13 protein-coding genes and 1 pseudogene are annotated in these 12,097 nt (G+C 64.2%); 6 read left to right on the forward strand and 8 right to left on the reverse strand.

The genetic code is table 11. The annotated features are described in order from the left end of the window. Positions 1 to 96: 96 nt before the first annotated feature. Both QZY48_RS31485 and QZY48_RS31490 read right to left on the reverse strand, forming a co-directional pair. Positions 97 to 1,416, reverse strand: coding sequence for a metallopeptidase TldD-related protein (locus QZY48_RS31485; protein WP_295438099.1), 1,320 nt, complete (start codon positions 1,414 to 1,416; stop codon positions 97 to 99). Then, entirely contained in the window at positions 1,413 to 2,855 is a 1,443-nt protein-coding gene (locus QZY48_RS31490; RefSeq protein WP_295438101.1) for a TldD/PmbA family protein, read from the reverse strand. Before QZY48_RS31490 ends, QZY48_RS31485 begins: the two co-directional genes overlap by 4 nt. Before the next feature lie 115 nt (positions 2,856 to 2,970). Here QZY48_RS31490 and QZY48_RS31495 point away from each other — a divergent pair, with 115 nt between their 5' ends. From QZY48_RS31495 to QZY48_RS31515, 5 genes are all read left to right on the forward strand, one after another. Further along, positions 2,971 to 3,189, forward strand: coding sequence for a hypothetical protein (locus tag QZY48_RS31495; protein ID WP_295438104.1), 219 nt, complete (start codon positions 2,971 to 2,973; stop codon positions 3,187 to 3,189). Between the two features lie 48 nt (positions 3,190 to 3,237). Then, the gene (locus QZY48_RS31500) at positions 3,238 to 3,915 is read left to right on the forward strand and encodes a heme-binding protein (protein WP_295438108.1); all 678 of its coding nucleotides are present in this window, start codon (positions 3,238 to 3,240) and stop codon (positions 3,913 to 3,915) included. Between the two features lie 179 nt (positions 3,916 to 4,094). Then, positions 4,095 to 4,961 (forward strand): glucoamylase family protein, encoded by an 867-nt coding sequence (locus QZY48_RS31505; protein WP_295438110.1) that lies wholly within the window; start codon positions 4,095 to 4,097, stop codon positions 4,959 to 4,961. Between the two features lie 524 nt (positions 4,962 to 5,485). Beyond that, on the forward strand, positions 5,486 to 5,644 hold the full coding sequence (locus tag QZY48_RS31510; RefSeq protein ID WP_295438112.1) for a hypothetical protein: 159 nt from the start codon (positions 5,486 to 5,488) through the stop codon (positions 5,642 to 5,644). Positions 5,645 to 5,648: 4 nt separating this feature from the next. Continuing rightward, positions 5,649 to 5,771 (forward strand): hypothetical protein, encoded by a 123-nt coding sequence (locus QZY48_RS31515; RefSeq protein WP_295438114.1) that lies wholly within the window; start codon positions 5,649 to 5,651, stop codon positions 5,769 to 5,771. Between the two features lie 73 nt (positions 5,772 to 5,844). Here QZY48_RS31515 and QZY48_RS31520 read toward each other — a convergent pair whose 3' ends face one another. The 5 genes and pseudogenes from QZY48_RS31520 to QZY48_RS31540 form a co-directional block, all read right to left on the reverse strand. Next, entirely contained in the window at positions 5,845 to 6,663 is an 819-nt protein-coding gene (locus tag QZY48_RS31520; RefSeq protein WP_295438117.1) for an RNA-binding domain-containing protein, read from the reverse strand. Positions 6,664 to 6,815: 152 nt separating this feature from the next. Beyond that, positions 6,816 to 7,154: pseudogene (locus QZY48_RS31525) on the reverse strand (hypothetical protein); the annotation flags it as partial. A 2-nt stretch (positions 7,155 to 7,156) separates the two neighbouring features. Further along, positions 7,157 to 8,074 (reverse strand): ABC transporter ATP-binding protein, encoded by a 918-nt coding sequence (locus tag QZY48_RS31530; protein ID WP_295438123.1) that lies wholly within the window; start codon positions 8,072 to 8,074, stop codon positions 7,157 to 7,159. Continuing rightward, positions 8,071 to 8,892, reverse strand: coding sequence for an ABC transporter permease subunit (locus QZY48_RS31535; RefSeq protein WP_295438125.1), 822 nt, complete (start codon positions 8,890 to 8,892; stop codon positions 8,071 to 8,073). Before QZY48_RS31535 ends, QZY48_RS31530 begins: the two co-directional genes overlap by 4 nt. Positions 8,893 to 9,308: 416 nt before the next feature. After that, a complete protein-coding gene (locus QZY48_RS31540; RefSeq protein ID WP_295438126.1) occupies positions 9,309 to 9,692 on the reverse strand; it encodes a CPBP family intramembrane glutamic endopeptidase in 384 nt (127 codons plus the stop codon). Positions 9,693 to 10,386: 694 nt separating this feature from the next. On the opposite strand from QZY48_RS31540, the gene QZY48_RS31545 reads away from it, so the two are divergent. Next, positions 10,387 to 11,472, forward strand: a complete 1,086-nt coding sequence (locus tag QZY48_RS31545) for an acyltransferase family protein (RefSeq protein ID WP_295438129.1) — start codon at positions 10,387 to 10,389, stop codon at positions 11,470 to 11,472. Positions 11,473 to 11,486: 14 nt separating this feature from the next. Here the strand turns inward: QZY48_RS31545 and QZY48_RS31550 are convergent, their stop codons facing one another. After that, entirely contained in the window at positions 11,487 to 11,723 is a 237-nt protein-coding gene (locus QZY48_RS31550) for a hypothetical protein (RefSeq protein ID WP_295438131.1), read from the reverse strand. Positions 11,724 to 12,097: the final 374 nt, after the last annotated feature.

Raw genomic sequence — 12,097 nt, forward strand, 5'->3', positions numbered from 1 at the left:
ACCCCAAATTGCATCGCTTCTCCGATTACGACAACGACAACGACAACGACAACGACAACGATTGTGTCCGGGTTTAACTTGTTCTTGACTCGTGACCTACAGCGCCAACTCGATCCCCGACACCAGCATCCCCGGCAACAGCGCACTCTCGGTACTGCGTCCCTCATAGGTCCCCGGGTCCATCAGCAGTTCCCGCTCGCGGGTCAGGCCCTCCAGCCGGTCGCCGAGCAGATGATAGAGGCTGTCGTCGAAGCGCATGACCTTGACCGGGGCGACGATCGCGCCGTGCTCCACCCACCAGGTACCGAAGCGGGTCATGCCGGTGACGCGGCAGTCGTTGGGGTCAGACCAGTTGCAGTACCAGAGGTTGCCGATCCACAGGCCCGTGTCGAGTCGGGTCAGAAGTTCCGCCGGCGCGAGGTCACCCGGGTCGAGCCCGACGGACTGCGGCGCCCCGCCCGCGGCGTTGACCGGCTCGCCGAACTCCTTGGCGTCACGCGCATCCACCAGGCAGGTGCCGAAACGGCCCGCGTCGATCAGGGTGACCCGGTCGGGCGTGGTGAAGCCCTCCGGCGTGAAGGCGGGGGTCAGTCCCCGGTCCTGCTCCTCGCGGATGCTGACCCGGGGGTCGAAGGCGCGCTCGCCGCGGACCAGTTTCAGCAAGGGGGTCTGACGGGTGCGCTGGCTTTTCAGGTCGAACCCGCCCCAGGCGAGCATGTTCATCAGCTCCGCCACCGCCGCGGGGGCCAGGTAGGCGCGATAACGTCCCGGGGCGATGGTGCGGGCGGGACGGCCCATCACCTCTAACCCTTGGCGCAGTTGCGCGAGCTTGCCGGCCAGCACCGCCGGGTCCCAGGTGAGCCCGCTGTAGCCCGCCTTCACCGCCTTGTCCGCCTCCAGATAGCAGCTCCAGTCCAGATTGAAGCTGCGGCCCCCGTACCAGTGCCGGTGCCCGATGGAACTGGCCAGGCCCTCCTGGATCTCCCCGGAGGCCCAGATGCCGACGAGATCCAGACCAGTGCCAGCTGCGAGCACCTCGGCGACCGCGGCGCGGGCGTCCGGCAGGTCCTCGCCCACCCAGCGCTCGCTGCCCGTGGGCTCGGTGGAGAAATTGAGATAGGGGTCCGCCGGCACATGGACGATGCGCTCGCGCAGCCGCCCCAGCAGGTGCCGGGCGCGGTTCAGGTCGTCGTCCAGGTCGCCGCTCAGATCACAGGACGCCTGTGCCTGCCGCTCCCCGTCGATCAGGTTGAGCCCGAGACCCGCCGAGCGTACCGCCCCGGCCTGGCGGATGCGGTTCTGGTTGAGCCGGACAAAGTCGGACGACTCACAACCCAGGTCGCAGAACAGGTGCTCCGCGCCCTGGAGCTGCTCGAAGAGCCGGCCGGCGAGCCGATAGAAGCTTTCCTGGTTCACTCGCCACCCCCGAAGACGTCCACAGTGCGAAAGAGCCCGGGCGGCGTGGCATGTCCCACATAGACCGCCTGGTTGGGCTCACCCTTGCCGCAGTTCTGCACCCCGCGCACCTCCCGAGTGTCTGCCCCGCCGACCCCGTCCAGGCTGCGCCAGAAGTCGGCCGAGAGGCCGCGGTAACCGGGGTTGCGCACCAGCCCCTTGAGGGTGCCATCCGCGATGAGGCGCCCCCACTCGCAGCCGAACTGGAACTTGTTGCGGCTGTCGTCGATGGACCAGGAGCGGTTGGTGTCCATCAGCACGCCCCGCTCGACCCGGGCGATCAGGTCGTTCAGGCTCCCCTGCCCCGGCTCCAGGTTGATATTGGCCATCCGGTCGATCGGCGGCCGGTCCCAGGCACAGGCGCGGGCATTCGCGGTCCCGCTGAGCCCGCTACGCGCCTGCGACAGGCGCCCGCCCAGTGGCCGCTCCAGCAGTCCGTTGCGGATCAGGAACTCGCGCCGGGTCGCGGTGCCGTCGTCGTCGGCGGCGCCGGTGACCAGTTCAGAGGGGACCCCGGGGTCGAAGGTGACGTTCAGCAGATCAGAACCGTAGCGATAGGTGCCGAACATCTGCGCCGTCACGAAGCTGGTTCCGGCATAGTTGCGCTCGTCGCCCAGGATGCGGTCCAACTCCAGCGGATGGCCGATGCTCTCGTGGATCTGCAGCACCATCTGGCTGGGGGTCAGGACCAGGTCACGGGTGTCGCACGGGCACTCGGGGGCCTCCAGCAGCGCGATGGCCTCTGCCGCCACCCGCGGCGCGTCGGCCAGCAGGCCAACGGCGGCGATCCGCTCAAAGCCCCCCTGTTGCGACCAGTCCGCGCCGCCGCCGTGACGGTGCTGGGTCTGGCTCCCCGCGTTGGCGACCGCCGCCAGGCCCGGGCTCACATACTCCCAGACCTGGTCGATGTGCCCCCCGTCGCTGGTTACCAGCAGTTGCCGGACGCGACGCCAGGCGAGCCAGGCGGACCAGTCGACGATGCGGTTATCGATCTCCAGGGCCGTGTTGGCGTCTTGGAGCAGGCCGAGCTTCTCGGCCAGGCCGATCGAGTCCCAGGGTTCCGCCACCGGGGAGCGGTAGTCGGCCCGCAGGGCGCTGCGCGGGTAGATGGCCCCCGCGAACAGGCCAAGCTCCGCGTGGGCCGCCGCCCACCCGAGTGCCGCGGCGGCCGCCGCCCGCAAGCCCGCCGCGCTGAGGTCGCTGGTCGCCCCGTAGCCGACCCCGCCGCCGGCCACCACCGTGACCATGGCCCCCAGTGACTCACCCAGGGCGCTGGGCTCCACCACCCCCTGGCGGACCTCCAGGTGTTCGGACGACTCCTCGACCAGACGCAGCGTCCAGTAGTCGCAGGCGGGGGCCAGGGCGGCGAAGCGGGCGGCGGTTTGTTCCAGTGCATCCATCGGTCGGGGTCCGGTGTGGGAGTTGACCCCGGAATCTGGGCTGCACGGGGGCCGATGTCAACCATGGGACAGCCTTTCTTGGGTGTCCCACCGCACAGACCCGACGCGCCCCGGCGTGCAATGTTCTCGCGGACCGGGCGTCGTTGTCGTAGTCGTAGTCGTAGTCGTAGTCGTAGTCGGATTATTCGATTACGACAACGACAACGACAACGACAACGACAACGACAGCGTACCCGGGATCTCGGTCACCACATCAGTTCTGATCGCACCCCATGGCGACCTTCAAAGTGCCGGGCGCAAAGCCTATACTGACTATCCCGCCCTGGCGGCCTGACTCGGAAGACCCCGAACGACAGGCCATCCTGGCGCAAGGAGAATGACCATGCCCACGCTGACCATGAAACCACCGGCCGCCGGCAAACCGTTCGGACCCGCCGCCGCGCTTGTCGCCGCCCTGTTCTCGACCCTCGCCCTGTTCGCCATCCCTATGCCCAGCCACGCCACCGAAGAGCCCGCATTCAAGGTCGTCCGCACACTCGCCGGCGTCGAAGTACGGGAGTACGGCGCCTACACCGTGGCCGAAATCGTGGTGCCCGGCCCCGCGGGCGACGCCGGCGGCCAGGCGTTCCCGATCCTGGCGGGCTACATCTTCGGCAAAAACAAGGGCGAGCGGAAGCTCGCGATGACGGCGCCGGTGACCCAGGCGGCCGTGCCCGTCAAGCTTGCGATGACGGCACCCGTCACCCAGGCCGCCGCGCCCGGCGGCTTTCTGGTGCAGTTCGTGTTGCCCAAGGACGTGACCCTGGCCAGCGCACCCGAACCCCTGGACCCACGGGTCAAGCTGCGCGAGGTGCCGCCCAGTCGCGTGGCGGTCATCCGCTTCTCCGGGTTCTGGTCGGAGTCCAACTACAACGAACACCTGGCGAAGTTGCAGGCCGCCTTGCGCGCCGCCAATCTCGCCTGGTCGGGGGAGCCGGTCTACTCGCGCTACAACCCGCCGTTCACGCCATGGTTCATGCGGCGCAATGAGATTTGGCTGCACCTGGCCGACGGCGGCTGATTGGCGCCGGCGCTCGCTTCAGTCGGCACCAAGACCGGCCCGCCGGCGTCGCGGCCCGAGCGTCGTCGCGAAGAACCGTAACGCCATCGCTATCGGGAATGCGACCCTGAGCCAGATAGCGGTCATACCTTCCGCGACGCAAGCCGAGCCCTTGGCGCCGGCCGACGAAGCCATGCTGGATGGCCTGCAGCGCGCCGCCTTCGATTATTTCGTCCGACACACCAACCGCACCAACGGCCTGGTGGCCGAATACCTCGCGGCCGGGCGCGCACGCGAGCATCGCGGTCGTCGGCTTTGCCCTCTCGGCCTACCCGGTGGGCGTCGAGCGCGGCTGGATGACGCGCGCCGACGCGCTGCAACGCAGCCTGGCCGCGCTGCGCTTCTTCCGGGACAGCGACCAGCGCGGCACCCCGGAATCGACCGGGTACCGCGGCTTCTACTTCCACTTCCTGCACCTGGACCGCGGCACGCGGGCCTGGCGTTGCGAGTTGTCGCTGATCGACACCGCGCTGCTCTACTGCGACTACTTCGAGAACAGCCGCCGCGCCACCTACGTGCAGCGCGCGTATGCCATCCAAAACCCGCGCGGCTTCGTCGGCTACGGGGAGGACACCTGGGGCCTGTCGGCCGGCGACGGGCCCCGCGCCCCACGGCAACGCATCGCCGGGCGCCGCCAGTCGTTCTACGGCTACGCCGCACGCGGCGTGCCCTATGGCCCCGATGACGGCACGCTCGCCGGCCCGTCGGTGGTGGCGTCGCTGGTCTTCGCACCGGAGATTGCCCTGCCGGCCATCCGGCGGCTGCTCACGCGCGGGTCCGCCATCGGCGACCGGGCCGCACGCGCCAGCGGCTTCAACGACACCGTGCACGGGGGCTGGGTCTCCGCCGGCACCTTCGGACTCGATCAGGGTCTGATCGTGCTGATGATCGAGAATTTTCGCACCGGGCTGCTGTGGCGCCTGCTGCGCGGCTCGGCGCCGATCCGCACGGGTCTGCACCGCGCCGGCTTCCGCGGCGGATGGTTGGCCGAGGATGCCCCGCGATGACGGCCACGACGCGGACACGTTACCCAAGCAATTCAAAACTTGGCAATCTCCCGTTACCGAGGTTCACCGGAGCTTCGCCGCCAAGCGGACCTCGCGCGCCCGGCGCCAGCCCAAGCCCCAACGGGGCGACACATACCAGCCCAGGGCAACGCCCTGGGTGTTGGTCGGTTCCCCGTTGAGCCCTGAAGGGGCGTGACATAGCGGCAGAGATGGGCCCGCTGCGTGGGCCATGATGTCGCCCAATGTCACGCCCCTTCAGGGCTTTACACGATATCCTCTGATACCCAGGGCGTTGCCCTGGGCTGGTATGTCATGCCCCTTCGGGGCTCGGCTCGGTCATCGTGATCGCGCCTAAGCGAAACCGTGAGCGGGATCAACACGACTGCATAGGTGCCGAGATCCGCCGCATCATCTAAGTTTGGAATTGCTGCGGTTTCGCTCGCTTTTGCTCGCCGGGGAGAAGCGGCTTATACTTGGTCGACCCTTGGCGCTGCCCGCAGCAACCGCAGACACGAGGCTGATCCATGCTGAGCATGATCGAAGTCGAGATCGACCGAGACGGAAGGGTCCATCCGCTGGAGCCGCTGCCCTACCCCTTGCAGGGGCGCGCCGACTTGGCCCTGCTGCCCGATCCGTCTACCCCTATTCATCGCGATCTCGAAGGGAAAGATCCTGTGGGATGAGTGGGTGGGATGGAACATTAACCTTGGCTATACCGCTGATGGCGTTAGCGAAATCACCATCCTGGATGCCCAGAAGAGCGGGATCTATCCGTTGCAGATTGAGCGGGTGGTTTCCGAAGCCGCCTGATGGTGCAGCACTATCCTCTGCGTCCCGCACTCAAGCTGTCGGCCTGCCGCAATGTGTCCAGTTGAGCGAATGGTTAGGCATTCCTTGCCACGCCGAGAAGATTTTCAATAAGTGATTTCTTACTGTCAAGCATCCTTTTAACGAAATCCTGATAACTTTCTTCAGGAAACTTGGGGTTTGGTTTTGTTTCGCCCATTAGTAGCGTAGCGATCTGTTGAGCACTCTTAGACAAAAGAGGAGCGAAGATGGTGCCTGGCGCTGACAAGTTCCTTGGGATTTCTTCGTATAGCACCTTCAATTCTTCTAAATGTTCCTTGAGATTACGAACCTCGATAGTCTCTTGGAAAGCGAGGAAGCGCTCAGAAATTAACGCTTGAACTTCGCCATACGTCGCCTCTTCGGTTTGACCCTCGCGACGAACGTAAATGGCTCCCGCGCGCAAGCCCGTGCCGCCGCGTTCTGAGACAAAAGGGAGTGCATCTGGCCGAGGATAAATGAAGACCACTTGGAACAATTTTCCAACGAGAGCCGGGTATTCGGATGCCGCGTACTTATAGTCGGCCGTTTCAAGCGCGGCCAGCAATGGCTCGGGAAGATACACCTTGATGCCATTAGAAATGTCTGCCTTATCCTTAAGCTGTGCCAAACCTATTGGAGTAGATGATTTATCCTCATTCTCGGCAACTCCGAAGATGATGCAGCCACCACCAGCGTTGCCGATGCCGAGAACATGCTTTGCGACGGCGGCATTCTCCGGCCACTCTTCCTTGAAATCGCAGTTGCGTAGTTCGCCTACATGCTCTTTTAGCAGTGAGCGGAGGGATTCCCTCGTGGGCATTTCAAAAAACCGCGAGAAGGCTTCATGAATTGTCTTTGCGTCTTTGCGTGCCATAGTGTCAGTAGTGCCTGGGAGAAACTGGGGGGAAGCCGGGTAGGGTCCGCTGCGCGGACCGCATCCCGCGCGGAACCAACCGACGAGCGTTCCGCGTCGCGTACTCGACCGGGTTTTCTGCGGAACCAGGAATTGACGACAGTCCGAGAGCACTACCCCGTCACGGGGTCAGACGGTTCCAGCTTGTCGGCGAGCAAGCGCTTCAGCCGCTCGTTCTCGGCCAAGGCTTCGTCCTTGGCGGCCCGCTCCTGCTCCTTGGCCGCTCGCTCCTGCTCCTTTGCTGCCCGCTCGCGTTCCGCGTCCGCCCGCGCCTGCTCGACCTCCGCACGCAGGTCGTCGAATTCGAGCTGGATGCTCTGCTGTTCGCGCAGATAGTCCTGCCGCGCCTGGTAGGCATGGTAAGCGTGCTCTTTCTCGGAGAATGCCTTTAGTGTGTTCATGGCTCGCATCATCTCTTCGGTCTGCATCCAGGCCGGCAGGGCGTCCTCGTCCGTTAGTCCCTAAAGAAAAGCTTTTCTTCCAAGGTCTTGCCGTGGCTTAACTGCCGATATTGCCAGTGATGACTATTGATACATTGCATCAGTTGCAGATCCATGTGAGGTTGCAAGCCAGGATCATAGGCCACGATAAATTCATTTTTCTGCGGGTTAGTGACCTGCAGCACGCCGCCTAAGGCCTTAAGTTCAGCAATCACTTCCGATGCCGCGCCGGTTTCCATTTGCAGGGTGATATAGCGAATGACAGCCTGTTCTTCGTTCAGGCCAATGGTCTGCGGCTGTAAAATCCCGTTTTCCAGCAGTAAAATGTGCTTGCACAACCGGTCAAGTTCAGCCAAATCGTGGGAACTGATGACAAAGGTTGTCGCCGGCGACCGTTCGGCAATGATCGCACGCACCGTTCGGACATTGACAGGATCGAGCCCCGCGGTCGGTTCATCCAGTAAGATCAGCGCCGGTTTTCCGATCAGCGCCTGGGCAATCGCCACCCGCTTTGCCATACCGTGGCTGAGCACCGCCGGTTTTTCATGGGTCGCTTCTGTGAGTGATACTTCTTCCAACACCCGGCCTGCTTCCAGGGCTGCCTGTTGTGTTGTGAATCCCTGTAGCCGGGCATAAAAAACCAGTTGTTCGATGATGGTAAAGCTCGGGTCCAGTCTCGCAACCTGGGGTAGCGCGGAGACCTTGCCGATGAGTTGGGTTGCACCCGGCGGCTGACCGAACAACCTGACGGTACCCGACGTGGGACGCAAAAAACCGGACAGAATACTGAGCAAGGTGGTCTTACCGGCCCCATTGGGACCGACCAAGCCGACCGGTTCACCCGCGTCCAGTTTAAAACTGACATTGGAGAGCGCGACTTTGCCGGAATAGACGTGGGTCAGTTGTTGACAGTCAATAAGCGGTGACTTCATAGCGTTTGCCTTGCCATTATCCAGCGCCCCAGAGCCAATAAGATAAGGCTTTGCCACAGGGGAACATAAGCCAGTTGCAGCGTTTGCCAGCCTGACAGTTCCGCCAGGGCGGATAATTGATAGCCGGGGACCAGCAATTTTAGAAAACCAAGTGTCGGCAGGTAGTAGGCAAAACCGCCGATAATGCCGGCCAGAAAGGTCCAGATCAAGACCGCCCAGACGGTTGCTTGTCGTGCCGACTTGACCTTGGCGGATAAGGCCGCCATCATGGCGGTAAAGGGCAGAACGGCCAGGACCAGATTAACGGTGACGACGAACAGGTCAGGCAATGCTGAAGAAAACAGCGCGGCATCGCGATACAGTACCAACGCCAGGGTGCTTAGTCCGGCGGCACTGATCAACAGCGCCTGAATCATCATAACGCCGGCGAACCGGCCGAAGAATACACGGTCGCGGCTGCTGCGCACGACGATAAACCGCAAGGTACCGCGTTCACGATCAGAACAGGTTTGGTCGGCGGCAAGCATAATGCTCAACAGCGGGAAGATAAGCAGCGCAAAATGCCAAAACAGGCCGAATTCAGGGATGGGCCATTGCTGTAGCGAACCAAAACCAATGACGTCAAAAAAGCTGAAGCCTTGCATCAAGCCCTTTTCCTGCACCAACAGTTCGGCAGCAAGGCGCAGCGGATAAAGCAGAATCACACACCAAACCACGGCAAAGGTCACTATCGACAGCAGGCCGCTTCGGGTTGCGAAACTCCTCTTGAGTTCAAACTTGCCGATGAGCAAGAGGTGATCAAAAAAACCAGGATGCATTGGCGTTACCTTTTCCTGTGTTATGCAGCGTCGCCGAGCAATCCGGCGATGCAACTCCAAAACCCAAGCTTGCGCGGGCATTCGCCGGACATTGACGCGCCCGCGCAAGATCGGAAGCGGGCCGCGCATCCCCCCGCCCCCCGCGAAGCTTTGACAGAATGAGGCGGTTCGCGGCTGCCACGATGGGTGTGTACCAAAAGATGCGCTGGCTCTGAAATGGACAGACGCGCCTGCTATCCCCGCAAGGCCCATAAAAGTTCGGCGCGCCGCGTTGCGGGATTGGGCACCAGGAGAGCGCTATCCCAGGCCCATTGTGTCCCGGATGCTCGGCATAGGCAAGATGATGAATGCCGGCGGGGCGGGTTGGGTCAAGTGGCTTGATTTCTGCGAAGGACGGCGCTTTTTCCTGCCAAAGATCAGTCCTTGGAGTCTGGAAACGGGGCCGCCCAGGCACGACGGTTTGGCCAGGCCAACAGCCCGATCGCCGACAGCACGAGCAGGCCCAGCACCAGGGCGAACTGCCGAGGGCTGCCGGCTACCAGCAGCCCGGGCACGACCCAGGCCCACCAGTTCACGGCGGTGTGCAGCGCCAGGGCCGGCAGCACGCTGCCGCGGCTGCGGTTGTACAGCCATGCGAACACGACCGACAGGGCGACGGTGGACAGCAGGAATGGCAGGAGCGGAATCCGGCCCTGCAGCGTGTCGGCAGTGAAGAACAACGGCAGGTGCCACAGTCCCCACATCGCGCCCAGGATCAGGCTCGAAACGCGCCAGCCGTGCCGCGTTTGCAGCGCGGGCAAGGACCGGACAGCACTCCGGCCACCAGGGCGGACCGGGCCTTGATGGCGGGAGCCAGGAGCCAGCATGTCCAGGACCACGCGAAGGCCAAGGCGAAGAATGCCGGAAGACGGGACCGGTCCCCGTCACCCACCTCCATCGGGTGGCTACAGTTCAGTTCCGCTATGACATCTTGCGGGAGTTGCGAATCAGTCTTCACGGTCGCTGTTCCGGTGTGTTGAGGGGTGCGAGCGTGCGCCGCCTTGGCCGGGCGGTCTGTGCGGCAGCACGCGCTCACCAGGACGCTGGTGCGCCGTTGATCGTAATCCCGGCCAGCGGCGTGCGTAGTCAGGGCTTCCAGCCCTGACGGTGTCAGGCCAGGATGGCCTGACTACGAACCCGGCAAGCCCAAGTGGCCGGAATCTTGATCGAGGCCCACCGGTGCTTCCAGCTCGTGCGCCTCACCAGCCGCGTCGCCCCCTTTACTGTGAGGGGTCTGACAGGCCACGCGGGCGGCCTCCCGCACCGCGGCTCCGGGGTCCAAGGCGACAGGCGCGGCCGATGCTCCGTGAGAAGACCCGCGAGCCGTCGGTTTCCTTCGCCGCCCGCTACTGGGGTATAATAGAATGGATTTGTTTCAAGAATGAAGGGCGGCGTATGCTCACGGATGCTATTTGGAATGCTTGCGCTCTCTGCCATACCGACTGAACCAGCGCCATGAACCACCCGCAACGCCTGCCCTTCATCGACACGCTCAAGGCCATCGGCGCGCAGCTCGTCGTTCTGCATCACCTCGCCTTTTACGGACCCATGTCGGATTATGCCTACGCGCTGTTGCCCGGGGTCATCGAGTGGCTATCCGACCATGCGCGTATCGCCGTGCAGGTCTTCCTCGTCAGCAGTGGTTTCCTGGCGGCGCGCAGCCTGGCGCCGGACGGACGCCTGCACACACCAACACCGCTCCTGTTGTTGCTCCGCCGCTATCTCAAGCTGATCATCCCCTATCTCGCCGCCGTCAGCATCGCCATCGGCTGCGCCGCGGTCGCGCGCGCCTGGATGGACCACGACTCGATCCCCGCGGCCCCGACGGTGGCCCAGGTCGTCGCGCATGCGCTGCTCCTGCACGGGGTGCTGGGGATGGATTCACTGTCGGCCGGGGTTTGGTACGTCGCCATCGATTTCCAACTCTTCGCCCTGCTACTCGCCCTGCTTTGGCTTGGTCGGCGTTGGCCAAGTGGCCGCGCCCGGCCCATCGGCGTCGCGCTGGTCACCGGTTTGACGGCCGCCTCGCTCTACGTGTTCAACCGCAACCCCGACTGGGACGACTGGGGGCCCTATTTCTTCGGCGCCTATGGTCTGGGGGTCGCCGCCTTCTGGGCCTCCGGCCAGCCACGCGCGCGTTGGTGGCTGGCCGCACTGGCGCTGCTTGCGCTGCCGGCCCTGGCGATGGATTTTCGCTCGCGCATCGCCCTGGCACTGGTCGTAGCCCTCAGCCTGGGTCTCGCCCGCTGCCACGGCGGCCTGACCACCCCGCCCGGACTGCGTCGCACCCTCGGGAGCTATTGTAGTCGGATTTCCTACTCGTTGTTTCTGATACATTTTCCCATTGCGCTACTGATCAACGCCGGCTTCTCCCGCTGGGGTGGCACGGAACCGGCCTTGCACCTGGGCGGTCTGATCGTCGCCTGGATCGGCTGCAACATGGCCGGTGTAGCCTTCTACCACCTGGTCGAACATCCAGTGCGCGCCTGGCCGGAGCGCATCGCTCGGCCGCTCTGGCGTTCCCCTGCGCCGAGATGGTGAATGGATCGGCCGCCTCACGCTGTTGCAGATCGCCGCCCCGACCCGCAGCAAACTGCCGGCCTATCGCCAGACCCCACGCCGAGGCCGCGGCGGTCGCCGCCGGGGTCAATCAGCGCTTCGGCCAGCCCGGCTGGTGGCCCATGGCCCTGGTCGCCCGGCACCACGAGCCCGAGCAGGTTTTTATGGGTGATCGTGAGGATGGCCGGCAGCCCCTCGGGGATGGCCGCGACCGCGAAGCCGGGCTTGGTCATAATTCCGGCCGCCGGGAGCGCCGCACCCCAGTGCGGCGCGGTCTATCCGCGGAACCCAACGCTGCGCTTGCTTGCGAGGCCGCGCCGCACTGGGGTGCGGCGCTCCCAGCGTCCGAGCGGGCTTAGACGCGTGCGCTCGCCGGTGCGACTTGGCCGGGGTTATGATCAAAGGCGCGGCGAGGCTTACGATGCGCATGGAAGGCCTCGCGGGTGGGGACCATCATGCGGGTGATGGACCTGAAGTGGGCTATACTACTGCCGATCCTCGTGCCGTCGCGGTTGCTCAGTCGGAGATAATACAAAGCCTATGTATCCAAATGTTGTCGGCCTACTCGTCGGGACCCTGTTCTTTGCCTTTTCGCTGACCCCTTCGC

This window comes from uncultured Thiodictyon sp. (assembly GCF_903828115.1).
GTDB lineage: Bacteria > Pseudomonadota > Gammaproteobacteria > Chromatiales > Chromatiaceae > Thiodictyon.